This is a genomic window from Mesoterricola silvestris (assembly GCF_030295405.1).
GTDB classification, from domain to species: domain Bacteria; phylum Acidobacteriota; class Holophagae; order Holophagales; family Holophagaceae; genus Mesoterricola; species Mesoterricola silvestris.
The window spans coordinates 2,886,468-2,908,792 of sequence record NZ_AP027080.1 but is presented as its reverse complement, the minus strand read 5'-3'; the positions used below and the strand labels follow the sequence as shown (position 1 = coordinate 2,908,792).

13 protein-coding genes are annotated in these 22,325 nt (G+C 70.1%); 6 read left to right on the top strand and 7 right to left on the bottom strand.

Features of this window, described 5'->3' with window-relative positions; translation table 11 throughout:
* Positions 1–39 precede the first annotated feature (39 nt).
* Both R2J76_RS12545 and R2J76_RS12540 read left to right on the top strand, forming a co-directional pair.
* Entirely contained in the window at positions 40–828 is a 789-nt protein-coding gene (locus R2J76_RS12545) for a 5'-nucleotidase C-terminal domain-containing protein (RefSeq protein ID WP_316411951.1), read from the top strand.
* 7 nt (positions 829–835) lie between these two features.
* Positions 836–1,729, top strand: coding sequence for a bifunctional metallophosphatase/5'-nucleotidase (locus R2J76_RS12540; RefSeq protein ID WP_316411950.1), 894 nt, complete (start codon positions 836–838; stop codon positions 1,727–1,729).
* Between the two features lie 99 nt (positions 1,730–1,828).
* On the opposite strand, the gene R2J76_RS12535 is transcribed toward R2J76_RS12540, so the two are convergent.
* Positions 1,829–4,717 carry a TonB-dependent receptor gene (locus R2J76_RS12535; protein ID WP_316411948.1) on the bottom strand — a complete coding sequence of 963 codons (2,889 nt, stop codon included), beginning with the start codon at positions 4,715–4,717 and terminating at the stop codon, positions 1,829–1,831.
* 217 nt (positions 4,718–4,934) lie between these two features.
* Positions 4,935–6,536 carry an alkaline phosphatase family protein gene (locus tag R2J76_RS12530; protein ID WP_316411947.1) on the bottom strand — a complete coding sequence of 534 codons (1,602 nt, stop codon included), beginning with the start codon at positions 6,534–6,536 and terminating at the stop codon, positions 4,935–4,937.
* A 117-nt stretch (positions 6,537–6,653) separates the two neighbouring features.
* Between R2J76_RS12530 and R2J76_RS12525 the strand changes: the two genes are divergently transcribed.
* Complete coding sequence (locus tag R2J76_RS12525; protein ID WP_316411946.1) at positions 6,654–8,138, top strand: HAD-IG family 5'-nucleotidase; 1,485 nt, start codon at positions 6,654–6,656, stop codon at positions 8,136–8,138.
* 153 nt (positions 8,139–8,291) lie between these two features.
* Complete coding sequence (locus R2J76_RS12520; RefSeq protein ID WP_316411945.1) at positions 8,292–8,741, top strand: hypothetical protein; 450 nt, start codon at positions 8,292–8,294, stop codon at positions 8,739–8,741.
* 17 nt (positions 8,742–8,758) lie between these two features.
* Here R2J76_RS12520 and R2J76_RS12515 read toward each other — a convergent pair whose 3' ends face one another.
* Genes R2J76_RS12515 through R2J76_RS12505 form a run of 3 tightly spaced genes read right to left on the bottom strand, consistent with a single transcriptional unit; the run spans position 8,759 to position 15,088 of the window.
* Positions 8,759–9,988 carry a DUF4032 domain-containing protein gene (locus tag R2J76_RS12515; protein WP_316411944.1) on the bottom strand — a complete coding sequence of 410 codons (1,230 nt, stop codon included), beginning with the start codon at positions 9,986–9,988 and terminating at the stop codon, positions 8,759–8,761.
* A 22-nt stretch (positions 9,989–10,010) separates the two neighbouring features.
* A complete protein-coding gene (locus tag R2J76_RS12510; protein ID WP_316411943.1) occupies positions 10,011–14,060 on the bottom strand; it encodes a DEAD/DEAH box helicase in 4,050 nt (1,349 codons plus the stop codon).
* 11 nt (positions 14,061–14,071) lie between these two features.
* On the bottom strand, positions 14,072–15,088 hold the full coding sequence (locus tag R2J76_RS12505; protein ID WP_316411942.1) for a substrate-binding domain-containing protein: 1,017 nt from the start codon (positions 15,086–15,088) through the stop codon (positions 14,072–14,074).
* Positions 15,089–15,259: 171 nt separating this feature from the next.
* On the opposite strand from R2J76_RS12505, the gene R2J76_RS12500 reads away from it, so the two are divergent.
* A complete protein-coding gene (locus R2J76_RS12500; RefSeq protein WP_316411941.1) occupies positions 15,260–17,401 on the top strand; it encodes an ATP-binding response regulator in 2,142 nt (713 codons plus the stop codon).
* Positions 17,402–17,413: 12 nt separating this feature from the next.
* On the opposite strand, the gene aceA is transcribed toward R2J76_RS12500, so the two are convergent.
* Complete coding sequence (gene aceA, locus R2J76_RS12495) at positions 17,414–18,655, bottom strand: isocitrate lyase (protein ID WP_316411940.1); 1,242 nt, start codon at positions 18,653–18,655, stop codon at positions 17,414–17,416.
* On the bottom strand, positions 18,652–20,268 hold the full coding sequence (gene aceB, locus R2J76_RS12490; protein WP_316411939.1) for a malate synthase A: 1,617 nt from the start codon (positions 20,266–20,268) through the stop codon (positions 18,652–18,654). Before aceB ends, aceA begins: the two co-directional genes overlap by 4 nt.
* A 142-nt stretch (positions 20,269–20,410) precedes the next feature.
* On the opposite strand from aceB, the gene R2J76_RS12485 reads away from it, so the two are divergent.
* Positions 20,411–21,850: a helix-turn-helix domain-containing protein gene (locus R2J76_RS12485; RefSeq protein WP_316411938.1), complete on the top strand. Its 1,440-nt coding sequence runs from the start codon at positions 20,411–20,413 to the stop codon at positions 21,848–21,850.
* Positions 21,851–22,325 lie beyond the last annotated feature (475 nt).

Here is a 22,325-nt window from a genome sequence, read left to right as displayed (position 1 = left end):
CCTATTCGACGCGAGAGGAACGACGTGAGAAAGCTCCCCATGATTCTTGGAACCTGGGCCCTGGGCTTCGCCCTGGTGGCGCAGACTCCGGCGCCCCGCATGGACGCCGCGGTGGCCAACCCCGTGGGGCCGGCCGTGGCCGACGATGCGGAAATGGCCAAGTACCTCGCGCCCCTCGCCGAGAAGATCCACGCCAGCTTCGGCCGGGTGCTGGGCATCTCCCCCAAGGGCATCGGCAAGGCCAAGGCCGCGGGGGACAACCCCCTGGGCTTCTTCCTGGCCGACGTCATGCGGGAGGGCGCCACCCGGGTCTGCAAGGCCGACGTGCGCTTCGCCTTCACCAACACCGGCGGCCTGCGCCGCAACATCAACCCCGGCGAAGTGAAGGTCCAGGACATCTACGAGGTGCTGCCCTTCGACAACGAGCTGGTGATCGCCGAGTACACCGGCGCCGAGGTGATCCAGATCATCAAGGAAGGCATCCAGAGGCGGGGCGGCGAGCCCTTCTCGGGGGCCCGGGCCTCCGTCACCGGCACCCCGGACCACCCGGTGGTCTCCATCACCTGGAGCGACGGCACCCCCATCGACCCCGCGGCCACCGTGAAGGTCGCCACCACCGACTACCTCCTGGCCAACGGGGACGGCACCCCCACCCTCAAGGCCGGGCGGAACGTGGTGCTCACGGGCCAGCCGGTGCGCCAGCTGGTCATCGACGTGTGCGAGCGCATGGGCCGGGAGCATAAGCCCATCCAGCCCGAGGAGGGCGCCCGCTACACCTACTCCCCCGAAATCGCCGCGGCCATCAAGGCCTCGACCTTCAAGTTCTAGGATCCCCATGGAACGCCGCACCTTCCTCCAGGCCCTCGGGGCCGCCACCGCCGTCTCCAGCCTGCCCCTGCGCGCCCAGGACGCCCCCGGCGCGGGCCGCATCACCCTCCTGCACACCAACGACACCCATTCCCGCATCGAGCCCTTCGGGCCCGGCAGCGGCAACCTCACCGGCCGCGGCGGCATGGCCCGGCGCGCGACGATGATCAAGCAGATCCGCGCCACCACTCCCAACCTCCTGGTGCTCGACGCCGGCGACGTCTTCCAGGGCACTCCCTATTTCAACGAATACAAGGGCTTCCTGGACTACCGCCTCATGAGCATGTGCGGCTACGACGCCGGCACCCTGGGCAACCACGATTTCGACAACGGCGTGGACGCCCTGGTGGCCGCCATGTCCGAAGCGAAGTTCCCCTTCCTGAACTGCAACCTGGACGCCAAGGGCGCCCCCGCCCTCGCCGCGCGCCTGCGCCCCCACCACGTGCGGGAGTTCCCCGGCGTGAAGGTGGGCCTCACGGGCCTCTGCGTGGACTTCAAGGGCCTGGTCTCCCCCAAGAACCACGTGGGCGTGGACTGGCGGGACCCCGTGGAATCCATCAAGCCCGTGATCCGCCACCTGCGCGAGGTGGAGAAGGTGGACCTGGTGGTGGTGCTCAGCCACCTGGGCTACGACCTCCACGGCTACGCCATGGACGACCTGCACCTGGCCAAGCTGGTGCCCGGCATCGACGTCATCATCGGCGGCCACAGCCACACCTTCCTGGACGCCCCCGTGAAGGTGGGCGACACGGAGATCTTCCAGGTGGGCTTCGCCGGCGTGAACCTGGGCCGCATGGACTTCACGGTGCGCAACGGCCTGAAACTGGCGTCCTCGGGCATGGCGGTGCCGGTCCTGGCCTGAGGGGGCGGGACCCGCGGAAACGCCCCGGCGCGCCGGGGCGTTTTCGTGCATGAAAAAAAGGGGCGGCCCGAAGGCCGCCCCTTTCCCAAGCGGGTCTGACTAGAAGGACAGGCGCACGCCCAGCTGAGCCTGGCGGGGGCTGCCCACATAGGTCTGGCCGTATTTGAGTTTCGGGCTCGCATCGGAACCGGAGCCATCCACGGAGGTCCTGAGGTAGGTGTCCTGGCGGTTCAGGAGGTTGAACACGTCGGCGGACAGGGTGAGCTTGACCTTCTTGTAGAGCGCGAAATCGCGCCGCAGGGCCAGGTCAAGCGTGGTGTTGGAGCAGGAACGCAGGGTGTTGCGGCCCGAATCCATGCCATTGATGTAGAAGCGGTCGTTGGAGGTCTGGCCGTCCCCGTTCACGTCCTTGGAGTAGGACAGGGAGTAGGGGAAGCCGCTCAGGTAGCGGATGGCCAGGGAGGCCATGATGCCCGAGAACCGGCGCTCGTTGTAGCTGATGAAGCCGGTGAAGACCGAGCGGCGGTCGGTGTCGGCGTAGCCCCAGTCCTTGCCCGGGGCGTTGACTTCCTGGATGCTCACGCCCGAGTAGTTGCGCTCGTTGGAGTCGAAGTCCTTGTTGATGGAGTAGGTGTAGAAGATGGAGGCGTCGAAGTCGCTGCCTTCCTTGTGGTACTTCAGGCTGAGGGTGTAGGCGTGGTAGAGGCTGGTGCCGTCCGACTTATACATGCCCATGGTCTGGTAGGACGAGTTGGGGCGGGCGGTGTAGACCGTGCGGCCGTAGGCGTTCACGGAGGGCGTGCCGATGTTGAGGTCGGTGGTGCGCTCCAGCTGGTTGCCCTTGGCATAGGTGGCGGACACGCCGGCGATCAGGCTGTTGAAGGAACGCTCGACACCCACGTTGGCGCGGTCGGTGTAGGGGTTCTTGAAGTCGGGGCTGAAGGTCCAGACGCTGAAGGCCGGGATCTTGGAAGCCGCGCCGCTGGGGAAGGAGGGGATCCAGTAGGGGTTGGCGGGGTTGAACGTCGCACCGCGGGGAATGCCGAAGGTGGTGGCGTCCGCGGCCTTGAAGTCCACCGAACCGGTGCGCAGGCCGTTGGCGGCGAACACCTGGTAGAGGAAGACGGCGGGGGTGGTGCTGACGTAGCGGCCCAGGGTGGCGCGGATCACCGTCTTGCCGCCGTCGAAGCCGGGCGTGTAGGTGGCGGAAAGGCGGGGGGAGAACTGGCTGTCGTTGGGGATCTTGGCGGTGACCGGCAGGGGCTTGGCCAGGGGGTTGCTCATGTCCACGATCGGGTAGTCGGGGTTCTGCTGGCGATCCCAGCGCACGCCCAGACCCAGCTTGATCTCGTCGGTCACGCGCCAGTCGGACTGGATGTAGGCGGCCATCTGCTTGGTGGTGGTGGAGAAGAGGCCGGCATCCTGGACGCTGCCGTTCAGGCCGAAGTTCTGGCGGTAGGTGGACCACAGGCCGGCGTTGAAATCCGACTGCGAGTTGAACATGTAGACGCCGCGCCAGTTGCCCGCGAAGAACTCGGACACGTCGACGGTGTTGTAGTCGATGCCGCCCTTCAGCTGGACGGTGGGCGTGTTGTAGCTGATGTTCTCGGTGAACTGGGTGCGCTTGGTGTTGTAGGTGCGGTCGAAGGGATAGGCGCCGTAGTACCCGCCGTTGGTGATGCTCACCTCGGGCATGGTGGAGTAGGGCGAGCGCGGCATGTCGTCCTTGACGTAGTTCACGCGCAGCTCATTGAGCCAGTTCGCGTTGATGACCATGTTCCACTGCAGGACGTAGGAGTCCGTGGTGATGTTGTCCGTGGCCATGTTCTCCTGGGCGGCGGTGACACTGGAACCCACGTCCCCCTTGAAGGAGGAGTGGTTCACGCGCAGCTGCAGGACGTTGTCCGTGTTGATGTTGTAGTCGAAGCGCAGGAACATCGTGTCCGAGTCGGCCTTGCTGTTGTAGGAGCCGCTCTTGGCGATCAGGACGGCGTCGCCGGCCTTGGCGGGATCCAGCACCAGGGGGGAGCTGCCGCCCCAGACCATGTTGACGGGCGTGGTCTGGCGCTGGCCATCGTAGGCGACGAAATAGAACAGCTTGTCCTTGATGATGGGGCCGCCCGAGGAGAAGCCGAACTGCTTCTGCGTGAAGTCGCCGACCGCGTTGCTTCCAGGCGTGCCGGTGACGTTGGGCTTCTTGGCGACCATGCTCTGGGGGCGCTGGTAGTAGAACAGGCCGCCGGTGAAGTCGTTGGTGCCGTTCTTGGTGATGGCGTTGACGTAGCCGCCGCCCATGCGCCCGAATTCGGCGCTGGCGCCGTCGGTGATCACCTGGTACTCGCGGATGGCTTCCACGGACACGGTGAAGGGGGTCTTTCCTTCGGCCGCGCCCACGGCGCCACCGAAGAAGGGCTCGTTGTTGTCGCCGCCGTCGATGTTGATGGAGGTGTTGACGCCGCGCTGGCCGGCAATGGCCAGGTTGCCGCGCTGGGAGTCCACCACCACCTGGGGCGTCAGGGTCGCCAGGCTGGTGAAGCTCCGGTTGAACATGGGCAGGTTGACCAGGTCCTCGGGGCTCACGAAGGCCGCGGCGCTGGCGCGCTCGGAGTCCACGGCGGCGACGCTGGCCACCACCTCGACGATGCTGGCGGCTTCGGCGGCCATGGTCACGTTGAGGGGGGCGGCGTCACCCAGGTTCAGGGCGATCTTGAGGTTGGAGGCGGTCTGGTAGCCCTTCATGGTGACGGTGACCGCGTAGGCGCCCACGGGAAGGGTGGCGGCCAGGTAGCGGCCATTGCCATCGGTGACGACGGTGCGAACGAGGCCGGTTTCCTGGTTGCGGATGCTGACGGTGGCGCCGGCGAGGGCGGCACCGCCCTTGGAGGTGATGCGGCCGGCGAGCTGGGTGGAGACGCCCTGGGCCAGGAGGGGGGCGCCGACGATGATCAGGGGAATCAGGCGGGAGAAGCGAAGTCCTGCGGAGGTCATGTGGGGCTCCATAGAAATGAAGTTGGTATGAAGACCATCGTATCTTGTGGTCTGGAAAACGGATGGAACTTTTCTGTCAAATCATGCACAAGTGACCCGGATCAACCGGCCAGGAATGCAACCGGGAAAGGGGTTGCTTCCGGGGGAATGGATGCGGGGGGCGGCTCTTCCTGGGGGCAGGTGTGAAAATTTCAGCATCCGGGCGGAAAAATTCTTTTTAGCGGACCCGAAGGGCCAGCGGATGACCGTCCACCGGTTCGGCGGGGTGGATGCCCAACTCGGCGGCCAGGGTGGGGGCCAGGTCCACGGTGCGGGCCTCGTCGGTGACCCGGGCGGCTTGCCAGGGGCCCCAGAAGATGAGGGGTACCCGCCGGTCCGTGTCCTGGGGGTGGCCGTGGGTGGCCAGGTCCTTGGGGTCATCCTTATAATAGAAGGGCTTGTAGGCCACCAGGAGGTCGCCGGAGCGGTCCTGGACGAAGCTGAGGCGGAGCTTGGCCTTGTAGCCGCGCCGGGCGGGGGGTTCCTGGGGGTCCGGGGCGTAGGCGGCCAGGTCCTCGGCGGTGAAGGCGTCGGCCACTTCGGGGGTGGCCTTGGCCAGCGCCACCGCGGCGTCCAGGATGCGCTTGCGCTCCGCGGGGGCGGTGAGGGCGGGGTCCAGGTAGAGCATGGGGCCGTCGGCGGGCAGGAAGGGGTCCCGGGCGAGGCCCAGGCGCTTGCGCAGTTCGAGGTTGAGGGCCTGGGCCCAGGGGCCGGGGTAGACCCGGCGGGCGGGGTAGCCCTGGGCCTGGAGCCGCTCCGGGAAGTCCGCGGCGCCGTGGTCGGCGGTGAGGACCACCCAGAGGCCCGGGACCTTGGCCGCCAGGTGGTCCAGGTACGCCCCCAGGCCCTTGTCCAGGCGCCTCAGGGCGTCCAGCATCTCGGGGCCGCCGTTGCCGAACCGGTGGCCGATGTAGTCGGTGGCGGAAAGGCCCAGGGCCAGCAGGTCCGTGCCGGGGCCCTGGCCCAGGTGCTCGGCGTCCTCCAGGGCCCGGGCGGCGCCGAGGATGGCTTCGTCGAAGAAGGGGGTGGCCCGGAACCGGCCCCAGAAATCCGCGTCCAGGGGCATGCCCACGGCGTGCACGGAGCGCGGGAGGCCCAGGGTCACCGGAGCCCCGTGCACCGTGTAGGTGGCGGAGGGGGGCAGGGGCCGCCCGTCCAGGGGGGACCAGAACAGGCTCTCGTCGGCCAGGCGCGTCAGGAAGCGCGTGTTGTAGGCCTTGAGCCAGGGGGGCAGGGTGGAGGCGTAGGCCTTGGAGGTGGTGAAGCCCCCGGCCCCATTGAACCAGTACACCCCCTGGGCCCGGTGTCCGGCCATGAGGATCGCCGAGCGGTCCTTGCCCGTGACGGCGAAGGAGCGGCTCCCGGGCACCTGGGCCGTGAGCCATTCGCCCAGGGTGCCGGTCCGGAGGTTGGCGGGGCTCACGGGCGTCCCCGCCACGTCCACGAGGGGGCTCGCGGGATCCTCCACGCAGTAGGTGTCGCGGCCCCGGGCCCGGTCCCGCCAGGAATTCTCGGTGATGCCGGTGTGCATGGGATGGCATCCGGTGAGGAGGACCGAATGGCCCGGGCCGGTCTCGGTGTACCCGTGGTCGTGGAAGGTCTCCACGAAGGCCGTGCCCTCCCGCTGGAGCCGGCCCAGCCCGCCGGGGAGGTCCTGGCCCCACCGGGACATGAGCTCCGCGGAGAACTGGTCCACGGAAATGACGACCACCAGTTTCGGGCGGGGCGCCGCAAGAAGGGACGCCGCCAGGAACGGGGCGAAGATGGGGGCAAAGCGCATGCTGACTCCGGAACGGCCACGGCTCGAGGCAAGGGTTAAGCTTCGATGATGCGGGATTTGAACATCCCAAGGCGAGTGAATTCCCCGTGACACTGCGCCAGGACGCTATCCTTGGGCATGAGCGATGCCGATCCCCTCGTGATCCCCCCCCGCGGCCGGGGCGTATTCTGCAACCGGACCCTGAACTTCCGGTCCCTGCACGCCATCGGCTACGACATGGACTACACCCTCGTGAACTACCGGGTGGACATCTTCGAACGGCAGGTGTACGGATTCGCCCGGGAGCGCTTCCTGGAGCAGGGCTGGCCGGTGCAGGGGCTGGTCTTCGACCAGGGCATGGTGGCCCGGGGGCTGGTCATCGACACGCAGACCGGCAATATCGTCAAGGCCAACCGCTTCGGCCTGGTGCGCCGGGCCCAGCACGGCACGCGGCCCCTCACCTTCAGCGAGCAGCGCGCGGCCTACGCGGACACCCTGGTGGACCTGTCCGATCCGCGGTGGGTCTTCCTCAATACGCTCTTCTCGCTCTCGGAGGGGTGCCTCTACGCCCAGATGGTGGACCTTCTGGACGCGCGGGCCCTGCCCGAGGTGCTGGGCTACCGGGAGCTCTACGTGCGGGTGCGCGACGTGGTGGACGCCCAGCACATGGAGGGCCGGCTCAAGGCCGATATCATCGCGGCGCCCGAGGCCTGCGTGGTCCTGGATCCCGAAACGGCCCTCACCCTCCTGGACCAGCGCCACGCCGGCAAGAAGCTCCTGCTCATCACCAATTCGGACTGGACCTTCTCCTCGGCCATGATGTCGTACTCCTTCGACCGGTTCCTGCCCGGGGGCATGACCTGGCGGGACCTCTTCGACCTGGTGATCGTGGGGGCCCGCAAGCCGGAGTTCTTCACCTCCCGGGCCCCCTTCTTCCAGGTGGTGACCGAGGACGGCATGCTCCGGCCCACGATGGGGCCCCTGCAGCCCGGCGTGGCCTACATGGGGGGCTCCGCGGCCCAGGTGGAGAAGGACCTGGGCATGAGCGGCGACGAGATCCTCTACGTGGGCGACCACATGTTCGGCGACGTGCACATGAGCAAGAGCGAATTCCGCTGGCGCACGGCCCTGATCCTGCGGGAACTGGAGGCCGAGGTGGAGGCCCTGGAATCCTTCGCCGGCGCCGAGCGCATCATCGCCTCCAAGATGGAGGAGAAGGAGCGCCTGGAGGCCCAGTTCTCCCAGACGCGCCTGGAGCTGCAGCGCCTCCGGGAGGGCTACGGCCCCCGCGGCCAGGTCCCCGCCGCCGACCTGGAGACCCGCCTCCAGGAGCTGCGCAACCGCCTCACCCCCCTGGATCTGGAGATCGCCCCCCTGGCCCGGGCGGCCACGGAGCTCACCAACGACCGCTGGGGCCTCCTCACCCGCGCCGGCAACGACAAGAGCCATCTGGCCAGGCAGGTGGAACGCTACGCCGACGTTTACACGAGCCGGGTTTCCAATTTCCTGTACGCCACGCCCTTCGTGTTCCTGCGGTCCCCCCGGGGCAGCCTCCCCCACGATCCCACCAGCCCGGGCGGGACCTCCACCCTGCCGCCGTCGGAGGGGATCGCGGACGCGTAGCATGACCTGAACCGCCTTTTAACGGCGGCTGGTTCCCGCGGGGCGTCCGGGGAAGGGGCCCCCCGAAGGCGCTCGCCGGGGGCCTTGACGGAGGGATGGCAATGAATAAATTATTGCAGAGGGCCCTGGCTCGGGACCTTTCCGGGGGGTGCCGTGAAGGGGATTTCGGTGAACCTGTTGGGCCTGCTGGTCGTGCTCCTGGGAGCGTCGACCGGGGCGCGTTGTGCGGAACTGGAGGTGTTGGCCTCGGGCCAAAGCGCCACGTACCTCAGCATTTCCCTCGGCTCCGGGAAATTTGAATTCAATACGCATTACGCGGTGGATAGAGGGAATTCCGGACTGAAATTGCGCCGGGACCTGGAGTTTTCCACTCCGCTGGGGCTGAAGTTGACCCGGAAAGGGATGAACGGTGACTGCGAATTGATCATGCAGGAGGATGGCAACTTGTGCATCTATCAGGCCGGCGGACACGTGTGGGATGCCAGGATCCAGGGGGAAGGATGCCGGCTCTTGATGGACAACGTCAGCGGGGAGGTGTACGTGAAGGACAAATTCGGCAAGGTGCTGTGGCAGGCCCTGCACAACCACACCGACGATCATTGACGGTTCACCCGGGGCGGCTACCGTGCCCGGGCCTTCCTGGATTTCCTGGGGTGGAAACGTTCCAGGTAGTCGTCCAGGGCCGCGTCCAGCCCCACGTCGGCCTTGGCCGCCTCGGAGAGGAACCACTTGTGCTCCAGGACCTGGCAGTACCGTTCCGCGGCGTCGGCCTCGGTCTTCACCAGGGATCCCAGGCGCCGCTGGACGGGCTCCCAGGAATCCGTGAGCCACCGGAAGGCCGCCACGGAGGTGGGGAGCTCGCGGCGGCCCTCCAGGGTGAGGCGGGCCTTGAGCTCCTCGATCTCGTTGAGGATGAGCTCGGCCTGGGCCTCCTGGGCCACCAGGCCCGTGAGGTCGTGGAGGCGGTGGCGGTGGTAGTCCCGGTCGGTGACCACGGTGCGCATGGCCAGCTTGTCCCGGTCCCCGGTGGCGATGAGCTTGATCTCCTGGATGGAGAAGCCCAGGGCGTTCAGGGCCCGCACCCGCTCCTGGATGCGCCAGCGCTCCCCCACGCCCACGATCACCTCGCGGTTCACTTCCGTCCAGAGGCTCTCGTAGCGGCGGCGGATATTGGCGCCGAACCTCTCGGGGCGCAGGGTGTCGGGGAGCTTCGTGACCATGGAGATGTCCAGGAGGTCGCCGCCGACGTTGTCCTCCATGATCATGAGGTCCTGGCGGCGCTGGCCGTCGGAAAGGCTCTCGTGGAGCTCGGAGGTCTCCGCGTCCACCAGGTAGGCACCCAGCTGCCCCGCGTCCCGGCGGAAGAGGACGTTGGACAGGGAACAGTCGCCCCAGTAGGCGCCCGCCAGGTGGAGGCGCACCAGGAGGCCCGCCATGGCGTCCAGGAGCCGCTCCCGGTATCGCTCCAGGCCGGGGTTCAGGAAGAGCACCCGGTAGGGGTGGCTGGCGTCCAGGTAGCGGGTCAGGAGGAGGCTCACCCGCACCCCGTCGGGCCTCGCCGCCAGGGCGTGGCCCACGGGTTCCACCGCCGGCAGGCTGCGGTCCTGCATCTCCAGGAGGGCGCCGTACTCCTTCTTCGCGAGGCCCTCGGGCAGCTCCTTGACGGCGTAGACGTCCGCGCCGCCGTAGCTCACGAACTGCACCTCGTGCCGGGAGAGGCCCCGCTGCAGTTCGATGGAGCGGTCCGTGGCGCCGGGCCAGGCCGCCAGGTCCACCTCCCAGGGCAGGTCCAGGAAATCCGGATGGCCGGGGCGCACGAGAATGGACAGGAGGCCGGGGGCTTCGGTCACGGGTTTTCCTTTGGGTCCCATTCTACCCGCGGAGCAGCTCCATCAGGGCGGACGCGTCCAGGCGCGCCGGGGTGGCGGCGCCTTCCAGGAGATCGTCGGCCAGCTGGCGCTTGCGGGCGTGGAGGTCCACGATGCGCTGCTCGATGCTGCCGCGCAGCACGAGGCGGTAGATGGTCACGGGGCGGGTCTGGCCGAAGCGGTGGGCGCGGTCCGAGGCCTGGTCCTCCACGGCGGGGTTCCACCAGGGGTCCATGTGGATGACGTAGTCGGCGCCCGTGAGGTTGAGGCCGGTGCCGCCGGCCTTGAGGCTGATGAGGAAGACGTCGCCCTCGCCGCGCTGGAAGGCGGCCACGGCCCGGGCCCGGGCCCGGGGCGGGGTGGAGCCGTCCAGGTGGAGGTAGGGCACGCCCTGGGCGTCCAGGGCCTTGGCCAGCAGATCCAGGTGGTCGGTGAACTGGCTGAAGACCAGGGCCCGGTGGCGGTTCTCCCGCAGGTGGGCCAGGAGCTCCAGGAAGGCCTCGCCCTTGGAGGACGCCAGGCCCAGGCCGGGCTGCACCAGGTCCGGGTGGCAGCAGGCGCGGCGCAGGCGCATGATGGCCGCCAGCACCTGGATGGGCTGGCCCCCCTCGGCCAGCTCCTCCAGGCTCCGCTGGCGGATGGCCTCCAGCAGCGCGGTCTCCCCGGAACTGGGCTCGACTTCCAGCGTGATCTCGGTGCGGGGGGGGAGCTCCTCCAGCACCTGGGCCTTGGTGCGCCGCAGGAGGAAGGGGCCCGTGATCCGCTTGAGGCGCTGCAGGGCCTCCACGTCGCCCTGGCGCTCGATGGGGAGCTGGAAGCGGCGCTGGAAGACCTCGTACGAACCCAGGAGGCCGGGGTTGAGGAAGCGCAGGATGTTCCACAGCTCGCCCAGGTGGTTCTCCACGGGGGTGCCGCTCAGCACCAGGCGGAACCCGGCCTGCAGGGCCATGGCGGCCTGGCTCCGCTTGGTGAAGGCGTTCTTGATGGCCTGGGCCTCGTCCAGCACCACCGTCGACCAGGCCACCTTGGCCAGGCGCTCCGATTCCAGGTGCAGGAGGCCGTAGCTGGCCACCACCAGGTCCATGGGGCCGGCCCCGGCCAGGAGGGCCTCCCGGTCCCCGTCGGCCAGGGGCAGCACCCGCAGGGCCGGGGCGAAACGGGCGGCCTCGTGCTCCCAGTTGGCGCAGACGCTGGTGGGGGCCACCACCAGGGCCGGGCCCGAGGCGCCCCGGGCCAGGAGCAGGGCCAGGGCCTGGAGGGTCTTGCCCAGGCCCATGTCGTCGGCGAGGCAGGCCCCCAGGCCCGCGTGGGCCAGGCGCATCATCCACCGGTAGCCCTCCTCCTGGTACCCGCGCAGGCCGGCTTCGAGGGTGGCGGGCAGGGCCGGTTCCAGGGCCATGGCCCCGCGCACCTTGGCCATGCGCACCTTCCAGGCCCGGTCCCCTTCGAAGGAATCCAGCCCCTCGCCCAGGTCCCCCAGGAGCGCGGCGGCCCCGGCGTGGAGGCGCAGGGCCTGGCCGTGGAGCTCGCCCAGGGCGTTGAGGTCCAGAAGGCGGCGGCGGAAGGTGCGCGAAAGGGCCAGGAAGGTGCCGCCGCCCATGGGGATGAAGCGGCTGGAGGAGGTCTCCAGGTGGTCCAGCAGGGCCTTGAGGTCCAGGACCCTGGCGCCGTCCACATGCAGTTCGCCCCTCAGGTCGAGCCACCCGCCCCCGGCCTCGGCCTTGAGGCTCATGGCCTCCAGCCCCACGGTGCGCGGGGTCTCCAGGTGCTGCCCCTCGGGCCACACCACCGGGAACCGGGCCTTGGCCGCCTCGGCCTCCACGAGGAGCTCCAGGCAGGCCTCGGGGTCGGCCAGGGTCCAGTTCCAGTCCTCGGATTCCCCGAGGGAGGGCAGGGCGGCCACCAGGTCCGCGGCCCCGCGGCCCTCGGCCTCCAGGTCCCGGTGCACCAGGAGGCGGCGGCCGCCCTGCTCCACCACGAGGCTCGCGCCCCCTTCGCCGGGGAGCAGGCCCGGGCCCCCGGCCACGGGGTGGACGCGCACCTGGGCCCGCAGGCCGTCGCCGGCCGGAAGCAGCACGAGGGTGGGCCCCGCGTCCCCCGCCACCCGCGCGAGGCCGGCCCGGGCCGAAGCCTCCTCGCCCATGCCCACGTCGGAGTGGATGTCCACCAGGGGGGCCACGGCGGCCAGGGACCGGAGAAGCCGTTCCCGGGCCGAGGCGGGCACCACGAGCCGCTCCCCCAGGAGCTCCCGCAGGCGCCGGTGCGCGTCCTCGAAGAGGAAGATGCGCGTGCGCCGCGGCCCCTCCTCCCGGGCCAGGATGCCGCCCGGGCCGGGCTCGGGCTCCAGGCGCAGCTCCAGGGTCTCGCCCTTGCGGCGCACCCGCAGCTCGGGTTTGCCCTCCACCAGGTCCATGGGCCGGCCCTCCCAGTAGACGCCGGGGTGGCCCACCAGGGCGGCCACGGCCTCGGCGCCGTCCACGTGGTAGATGAAGTCCGCGCCGTGGCCACGGTCGGCCCGGATGGCGGCGATGGCCCGGTGGTCCTGGGCGCTGAGGTAGTCGTAGGCACGGGGATTCTCCCGCAGCTTGCGCAGGCTCACGGCCCGGCCCCGGTTCCATTCGCCCTTGGCGTCCTGCTTCTGCTCCCGGGCCTGCACCTCGAAGGTCCCCGCGTCGCATTCCCGGGGCGCCACGAACCAGGCCAGGCGGGCCGTCCTGGGGCTGCCGGGGGCCGGGGTGCCCATGCGCTCCAGGCTGTCCAGGGTGCGCTCCCAGGGGGCCTCCCGGGGCACCAGGTCCAGGAGGGGGCTGGGGCGTGGGTCCTCGCCCCGCAGGCGCCGCTGCAGCTCCGTGAGCTCCCGGGTGAACCAGGCGAAGGGTAGGGGGGCGCAGGCCCGCAGGGCCCGTTCGGGCAGGTCCGGGGGCGGGGTCTCGCCGCCCAGGTGGGCCGCCACGTTGGCCAGGACCAGGCCCAGGGGCGTGAGGTCCCGGGGCAGGCGCTGGGCGAGGCCGTGCTGGGGCCGGGCGCCGGAAAGGAGCCGGTACAGGTGGGCCAGGATCACCGGCAGGTCCCGCAGGGGGCTGCTCCATTCCCCCCGGTCCAGGAGGGCCAGCCGCTCCTCCACCCGGCGCAGGGACGCGGGCTCACGGGTGCCCAGCAGGGCCAGGATGTAAAAGGGTTCGTGGAGGCCCGGCAGGGCCGCGCCCTTCCTGCGGGTGGCCTTGCGCAGGGTGTCCACGGAGGCCCCGTAGCGCTGGGCGGCCAGGGCGGGGTTCCCTTCGGCCAGGGCCGCCAGCCCCTCCAGGTTGGTCCAGGAGAAGTGCTCCCGGGCCTTGGGGGGCTGGGCGTCCATCCAGGCCCGGGCGTCCCGGAGGCGGCCCATGAGGATGAGGTAGAGGATGAGGGGGAAGGCCGCGGAATCGGCGGCGGGCTTGCGGGTGCGCCGTTCCAGCCAGGCCAGGAACCCCGCGTCGGGGCGGGCGTGCAGCAGGTGGTCCTGGAGGAGGGCGTTGCAGCCGTGGGCCTGGGCCGCCGGGTCCAGGGCGTCGAACCACCCCGGCTCGAAGGGCCCGCCGCACACCAGGGCCAGGGGATCCCGGTGGCCCGTGGCGGCGAGGAACTGCTCGGCGAAGCGGTCCCGGAGGGGCAGCCAGCGCTCGGCGCGGCCCTCCATGAATTCCAGCCTCAGTTCGGCGCGGCTGCGCATGGCCCCGTCGGGCACCATGCCCCCGCCGCCCCCCGCGGGCAGGCCGGCCTGGAGGATGCGCCGCAGCAGGCCCCGGCCCTGGGCCAGGCGCGCCGCGGATTCCAGGCACCGCTCCGCGCAGTGCCAGAACCCCCGCCGCTCCACCACGAGGCCCCGGGGCTGCAGGCGCTCCAGGAGCTCCTGGACCCTGCGGGGATTGGCGGCCCAGGCCGGGGCCTGGGGATGCGCGCCGGCCCGGGCCAGGGCCTGGGCCAGGTGGCTGTTGGTGGAGGGCAGGCCCAGGCCGGCCAGGCCCATGAGGATGGCCTGCTCCTCCTCCGGCAGTTGGCGGAGCTCCGCGAGGGGCATGGGACCGCCGGTCATCGGCCGGACCAGATCCTGGCATAGGCCGCCTCGAAGCCGGAGCCCGCCTCGATGCCGCCGGCGCCCCGCGCCTTGAGCACCTCGGCGGTGACCAGGATGGGGCGGGAAACCTGGCCGCTGGGGCGTTCCCCCGCGAAGGCGCGGTTGAGTTCGTCCGCGAGCTGGAAGCCTTGCATGCGGAGGGGCTCGGCCACGGTGGCCGCCTGCTGGGAGCGGCCGGACCCGATGCGGGAAAGGGCCAGGCTGGACCCGTCGCCCGCCGACACATTGAGGATGTCCGCGCGGTGGGCGAAGGCCAGGGGGAAATTCATGTGATCGAAGTAGACGTCATTGATGGCCAGGGTGTAGGTCCATTGGGCGCCGAATTTCGCCACCAGGTCCGGCACCGCCCCGGGGGCCCGGGTGGCCGCTTCGGAAATGGGGATGTCCTGGATCGCCAGGACCCGGCAGGGGCCGGCCTTGCGGCTCGCCTCCAGGGCCCTCACCATGGCCAGGGTCTTGGCGCGGGCCACCTCGAACCGGGAGTCGGTGAAGATCACCACCCCCACCGGTTTCCGGAACCGCACGGCGTCCTGGACCACGAACCGCACGGCCAGGGCCGCCACCGCGGCCGGGTCGGTGGCCACGTTCAGGAACAGATCCCGGGAGGGCCCGGGGTTCCGGGCGGCATGCCAGCCGACGAGGGGAATGCCGGCCCTGCGGGCCGCCGCCACCTCCGCGGGGAAGTCCCCCGCATCAAAGCCGCCGAAGATGATCCCGTCGGCCCGGCCCTGGATGGCCTGGAGGAGGAGTTCTCCCTGCCTCGCCTTCCGGCCGTTCCCATCCTGGAAGGAGGCCTTCCACCCCAGGAGCCCCGCGGCGTCCTGGAAGGCCCGGAAGACGCCCGTCACGCCGCCGTTCCGGGAATCCGAGGCGATGAAGGCGATGGTCTTCCCCGGGACCCCCCGGGGGCCGCCGGGTGCCGGGCCCGGGGCGCACAGGAGGGGCAGGGACACGGCCAGCCCCAAGACCATGCGCCTCTTCCCCGGAACCCGCCGCCTCGACTCCACGATCCATCCTCCAACGGATATCTTATCGTCACAAAGGCTTGTTTCCCGGAATGCGGTCCCTGGGGTCCATGTATCATGACCCCAACAAGCAACGCACAGGCACATCGGGCAAGGACCATGGAACGGGATTCTCGGATGGGGACATTGGCGGGGCGGGGGCGCGTGCCCGTGCAGGCGGTTTTCATCGGGGTGCTGGTCCCCCTGGCGACCCTCCTGCTCAGCGGGGGCACGTGGCTGGCCTACCGGGCGGAAACCCGGGAGCAGGTGGAGAACCTCCGGCGGGAGGCGGGCGCCTCCACGGGCCAGCTGGCCACCAGTCTCACCCTGCCGGTGTGGTACCTCGACGAGCCGCAGATCGGGCTCATCCTGGACCACGTCATGGAGAACCCCGCGGTGGAGCTGGTGGCCCTGGACACCGCCCTGGAAGGCCTGCCGGAATTCGCCCGGGACCGGGGGGCGGACTCCCGGTCCCGCAAGGACCTCATCTGGATCCAGCGGGACATCCCGTACGCCGGAAGGACCCTGGGCCGGGTGCGGGTGGGCTTCAGCACCCGCTTCGTGGCCGCGGACCTCCGGGCCTTCCTGCGGGAGAGCCTGTGGACCCTCCTGGGGCTGGACCTGCTCCTGGTGGCCAGCGTCTCCATCCTCCTGTGGCGGGTGGTCCTCCGTCCCCTGGGGGAGATCCGGAGGCTGGCCGGGCTCGTGAGCTCCGGGGCGGACGTGGATTCCCAGGCCCAGGGGGTCCCCCGGTACCGGGAATTCGAGGCCGTCCACCAGTCCCTGCTCCGCACCTTCGCGCTCCTGAAGCGCCGGGAGGAGCGCTACCGCACCTTCTTCGCCCACGGGCCCGACGGCATCGTGGTCCTGGACCCGGAGACGACGCGCATCCTGGAGTTCAACGACCAGGCCTGCCGCCAGTTGGGGTACACCCGGGAGGAGTTCCAGGGCCTGGCCCTGGCCGATATCGAGGCCGCGGAAACCGCGGAGGATTCCGCCCGGCACATCCGGAACGTGATGAACGCGGGGATCGAGGATTTCCCGACCCTGCACCGCACGAAGCAGGGCGAGGTGCGGGATGTGCAGGTCACCGCCCAGTACATCCGGGTCGGTGGGGAGCCCACCTACCACTGCGTGTGGCGGGACATGACGCTGCGCAAGGCCCGCGAAGCCGAGGTGAAGAAGCTGCACGCCCAGCTCATCCAGTCCCAGAAGATGGAAAGCCTGGGCCTCCTGGCCGGGGGCGTGGCCCACGACATGAACAACGTGCTGGGGGCCATCCTCGGCCTCGCCTCCGCGGAGGTGGAGACCCACGGGGAGGGGACCTCCACCCGGCGCAGCTTCGACACGATCATCAAGGCCTGCGAACGGGGCGCCCACATGGTGCGCGGCCTGCTCCGCTTCAGCCGGACCGCGCCCGCGGATGAACGGGAACTGGACCTGAACGCCCTGCTGCGGGAGGAGGTGCTGCTGCTGGAGCGCACGACCTTCGCCAAGGTCCACCTGGCCCTGGACCTGGACCCCGCCCTCGGGCCCATGCGCGGCGACGCCAGCGCCCTGACCAACCTGTTCATGAACCTCTGCGTCAATGCCGTGGACGCCATGGGGGAGGGGGGGACCCTCACGCTCCGGACCCGGAACCTGGATGGCCAGGTGGAGGCCCAGGTGGAGGACACGGGAACCGGCATGACCAAGGAGGTCCTGGAGAAGGCCCTGGATCCCTTCTTCACCACCAAGGAGGTGGGGAAGGGCACCGGACTGGGCCTTTCCATGGCCTTCAGCACCGTGAAGGCCCACCATGGCCGCATGGACATCCGGAGCGCCCCCGGGGAGGGCACCTGCGTGACCGTGAGGTTCCCGGCCGCCGCCGGCTCCGGCGGCGCGCCCCCGGAAGCGGAGGCGCCCCCCCCGGGGGAGGCGGTGAAGAGGCTGAAGGTGCTCGTCGTGGACGACGACGAGCTGGTCCATGCCTCCACGGCCTTCGTGCTCAAGGTCCTGGGCCACGCGGTCCACGCGGCCTGGACCGGGGAGGAGGCCCTCCGGATGATCCAGGAGGGCCTCCATCCCGACGTGATGATCCTCGACCTGAACATGCCCGGGATGGGGGGGGCGGGAACCCTGGACCGCATGGCCACCCTCGATCCCGCCCTTCCCGTTCTCCTGGCCACGGGCCGCCCCGACCAGAGGGCCCTGGACCTGGTCAAGGCCCACCCCCAGGCGACCCTGCTCCCGAAGCCCTTCGGCATCCAGGAGCTGAGGGCGCGCCTGGACAGCCTTTGAGCGCCCGGCGCCTCAGAACTGGTGCGCCTCGGTGCTCCCGGTGAGGGCGAGGGTGGAGGCCAGGCCGGCGCTGAGGGTTTCGGAGACCGCGTCGAAGTAGCCGGTGCCCACCTCCCGCTGGTGGCGGGTGGCGGTGTAGCCCCGGGGCTCCGAGGCGAACTCGGCGTTCTGGAGCCGGGCGTAGGCGGTCATGCCCTCCTCCCGGTAGGCGTCGGCCAGTTCGAACATGGTGTGGTTGAGGGCATGGAAGCCCGCCAGGGTGATGAACTGGAAGCGGTAGCCCAGGTTGCCCAGCTCCCTCTGGAATTCCGCGATCTGGGCGTCCGTGAGGTTCTTCTTCCAGTTGAAGGAGGGGGAGCAGTTGTAGGCCAGGACCTTGCCGGGGTGGGCGGCGTGGATGGCCCGGGCGAAGGCCTCGGCCTGGGCCAGGTCGGGCTTCGAGGTCTCCATCCACAGCAGGTCGGCGTAGGGGGCGTAGGCCAGGCCCCGGGCGATGGCGCACTCCAGGCCGCCGTTGATGCGGAAGAAGCCCTCCGGGGTGCGCTCCCCGGTGAGGAAGGGGCGGTCCCGGGGGTCGATGTCGGTGGTGAGGAGCTGGGCGGAATCCGCGTCGGTGCGGGCCACCAGGACGGTGGGGACGTCCAGCACGTCCGCGGCGAGGCGGGCCGCGACGAGGGTGCGGATGAACTGGCCCGTGGGCACCAGGACCTTGCCGCCCAGGTGGCCGCACTTCTTCTCGCTGCTCAGCTGGTCCTCGAAGTGCACCGCCGCGGCCCCCGCCTCGATCATGGACTTCATGAGCTCGAAGGCGTTGAGGGGGCCCCCGAAGCCGGCCTCGGCGTCGGCCACGATGGGCAGCATCCAGTCCCGGGCGGCGCCGCCCTCGGCGTGCTCGATCTGGTCGGCGCGCTGGAGGGCGCCGTTGATGCGCTTGACGAGGGCGGGCACGGAATTGGCGGGGTAGAGGCTCTGGTCCGGGTAGGTCTGGCCCGACAGATTGGCGTCCGCGGCCACCTGCCACCCGGAGCAGTAGATGGCCTTGAGGCCGGCCTTGGCCATCTGCACGGCCTGGCCGCCGCTGAGCGCGCCCAGGGCGGGCACGTAGGGTTCGAGCTTCATGAGCTCCCAGAACCGGGTGGCGCCCCGGTGGGCGAGGGTGTGGGCCACCTTGACGGTGCCCCGGAGGCGCTCCACCTGGCTGGGTTCGTAGGGGCGCAGGATGCCGGTCCAGCGGGATTCGAAGGGCGTGATCACGGGTTCACCTCGGAGGGGACCGGCTCCAGGAGCAGGTCGTAGGCGGGAAGGGTGAGGAAGGGGGGCGGGACGCGGGCGAGGATGAGGGTCTCGAAGAGATCCGAGGCCTCCAGGAACCTGCCCTCGGCGAAGTCCGCTTCGCCGATCTCCGCCCGGATCTGGAAGAGGGCGTCCTCCACGAAGGCGTGGAAGAGGGGGCGGTCCAGCTGCCCCAGGTGCTCCACCTCGGCGCCGTGGCGGATCCACTGCCACACCTGCATGCGGCAGATCTCGGCCGTGGCCGCGTCCTCCATGAGCCCGTAGAGGGCCACGCAGCCCTGGCCGCGGAGCCAGGACTCCAGGTAGCGGATGCCGACCTTCAGGTTGTGGCGCAGGGCCTTCTCGGTGCGCGGCCCCCGGGGCACGGCCAGGAGCTCCTCCGCGTCCACGGGGTCCGGGACGCGGTCCAGCTGGTTGGGACCGGCCATGTGCTCGTCGAAGGGGGCCTGGGCCACGGGCACCAGGGCCGGATGGGCCACCCAGGTGCCGTCGCAGCCGTCGGCCACCTCCCGCAGCTTGTCGGCGCGCACCTGCGCGAAGGCCCGGGCCGTGCCTTCGGCGTCGCCCCGGGCCGGCACGAAGGCGCTCATGCCCCCCAGGGCCAGGCAGCCCCGGCGGTGGCAGGTGCGCACCAGGAGCCTGGCGTAGGCCCGCAGGAAGGGCTGGTCCATGTCCACCCGGCCCCGGTCCGGGAGGATGGCGCCGGGGTCCATGCGGCGGGTCTTGATGAAGGAGAAGATGTAGTCCCACCGCCCCAGGTTCAGGCCGGCGGCGCGGCCCCGGTGCTCGAAGAGGATCTCGTCCATCTGGAAGGCCGCGGGCAGGGTCTCGATGAGCAGGGTGGTGCGCACGCTGTCCGGCGCGAGGCCCAGGTTCGCCTCCACGGCCTCCAGCACCTGGTTCCACCACCGGGCTTCCAGGTGGTGCTCCAGCTTGGGCAGGTAGAGGCAGGGCACGCCGCCCCGGGCGAGGATTTCGGCGGCGTTGTGGTAGAGGAAGAGCCCGGCGTCGAAGAGGCAGGCCGGGATGGGCTGGCCGTCCACCTCCAGGTGGCGCTCGGGGAGGTGCAGGCCCCGGGGCCGGACCATGAGGGCGGCCACGTGGGCCTCCAGGGCGTAGACCCGGCCGGTGGGCGGGTCCACGTGACGCAGGGTGCCCCGGACGGCTTCCACCAGGTTGCGCTGGCCCTCCACGAGGTTCTCCAGGCTGGGCGCCAGGCTGTCCTCGAAATCGGCCATGTAGACCCGGGCACCGCTGTTGAGGGCGTTGATGAGCATCTTCCGTTCCGGGGGGCCGGTGATCTCCACCCGGCGGTCCAGGAGGAGGGGGGGCAGGGGGGCCACCTGCCACTGGGAGTGGCGGATCTCCCGGGTGGAGGGGAGGAAGCCCGGCGCCTCCCCGGCGTCGTGGCGGGCCTGCCGTTCCGTCCGTTCCACGAGGAGGGCCTCCAGGGCGGGGCGGAAGGAGCGGGTCAGGTCCTTGAGGAAGGCCAGGGCGCCCTCCGAGAGGATCCCGGGGTCGGCGTGGTAGGGATAACCGGAACGGGCAATGCCGGAAAGCAGTTTCGTCGTCATGGGGACCCCTTGAGAATTGAACTCAGTCACAAATTGACTTAATCTGGGGGAACCGCAAGATCTCTTTGAAATTCAACCCGTTGATTTGTCAATCAAGGCAAAGCGACCGTCCGTGAATTTGTAAATCTTGTAAAGGGACCCCATGGCCGACACCGCCGCCCCGAGGCCCGCCCCCAAGCTGGGGGCCAAGGTCCGCGCCCTCCGCCGCCAGGAGGGCCTCAGCCAGGTCCAGATGGCCGAACGGCTGTCCATCAGCCCCAGCTACCTGAACCTCATCGAGGCCAACAAGCGGCCGCTCACGGCCAATCTCCTCATCCTCCTGGCCCACGCCTTCAAGGTGGATCTGAAGAGCTTCGCCCCCCAGGAGGACCAGCGCGTGGCGGAGGACCTCATGGAGGCCTTCGGGGACCCCCTGTTCGATTCCCTGGAGCTGCCGGCCTCGGAGGTGCGGGAGCTGGCCCAGACCTGCCCCGGCCTGGCCCGGGCCGTGTTCTTCCTGTACCAGTCCTACCGGGAGGGGCGCCGGCAGATGGACACCCTTTCGGATCAGCTGAGCGACGGCCAGGGCTACGCGAGCCCCGCCACCCTCCTGCCTTCGGAGGCCGCGGGGGATTTCATCCAGCGGTCCATGAACCACTTCCCGGCCCTGGAGGCCGCGGCCGAGGCCCTGTGGAGCCGGGCCGCCCTGGACCAGGACCTCCTCTACACGGGGCTCATCGAGGTGTTCAAGGGCTACGGCGTGAAGGTGCGGGTGCACCGCGCCGGGGACGCCCCGGGCATCCTCCGGCGCTACGACCCCGAATCCCGGGTGCTCAGCCTCTCGGAGCTCCTGCCGCCCCGCAGCCGGGCCTTCCAGATGGCCCACCAGTGGGCCCTCCTGGCCCTGCGGGAGCTCCTGGACGACCTGATTCAGGATCCCCTGGTCGCGGACGACACCGCCCGGGCCATGGCCCGGGTGGCCCTGGCCAACTACTTCGCCGGGGCCGTGCTCATGCCCTACGGCGCCTTCTTCCGGGCGGCCCGGGCGGGGCGGTACGACATCGAGCTGCTCTCCCGGCGCTTCGAGGCCAGCTTCGAGCAGGTCTGCCACCGCCTCACCACCCTGCGCCGCCCCGGGGAGGAGGGCGTCCCCTTCCACTTCCTGCGCATCGACATCGCCGGGAACATCTCCAAGAGCTTCTCGGCCTCGGGCATCCGCTTCGCCCGGTACTCGGGGTGCTGCCCGCGGTGGAACATCCACGCCTCCTTCCTCACCCCGGGCCTCATCCGCACCCAGATCAGCGAGATGCCCGACGGGGTGAAGTACTTCTGCATCGCCCGGACCCTGCAGAAGGACACCGGCACCTACCGGGGCCAGCACGCCATGCAGGCCCTGGGCCTGGGCTGCGAGATCGCCCACGCCCGGGAACTGGTGTACTCCGACGGCCTCGTGCTCGAACAGCCCCCGGTGCCCATCGGGGTCACCTGCCGCCTCTGCGACCGGGCCGACTGCGAACAGCGGGCCTTCCCGCCCCTGCACCAGGGGATCCAGGTGGAGGAACGGGTGCGGCGCAGCAGCTTCTTCGCCCACCTGGGCGCGTGAGGCTCGTGCGTGATCGGCATCTTAGGGGGCCAATGAGCAGTTAGGTTGTATCCCTGGCTCAAGCCTTGTACCTCAGGATTTGATCCGCTCTGGTAGGACGGCTCGCAGTTCTGCAGCAAAGGTTGCCATCGCCTGCGCCGTTGGGTGGTTGAAGCTCCGAACGGCTTGTCCTGGGCGGATCGGAAGGCCCATCGAAAAGCTCAAACGCTGGGACGCTGGGGACTCGCTGGGGCGCTGGGAAAAGAAGGAGAAGCAGGTGAATGCCCACTTCGCCCTGGTCAATACGCAGTTGCGTTTCCCGGGTCCCGGGGTTGGTCTGCTTATGAACGTCCGCGCCTGGCCCCTCGAGGATGGCGGGATCCGCCGGGTCCTTCACACCCGGGCTTGAACCCCCAGCGCCCCAGCGAGACCTCTGCGCCCCAGCGTTTCATCTTTTCGCCTGGAATCGCCGGCGCAACAGGTTCGTGCGTCGCCA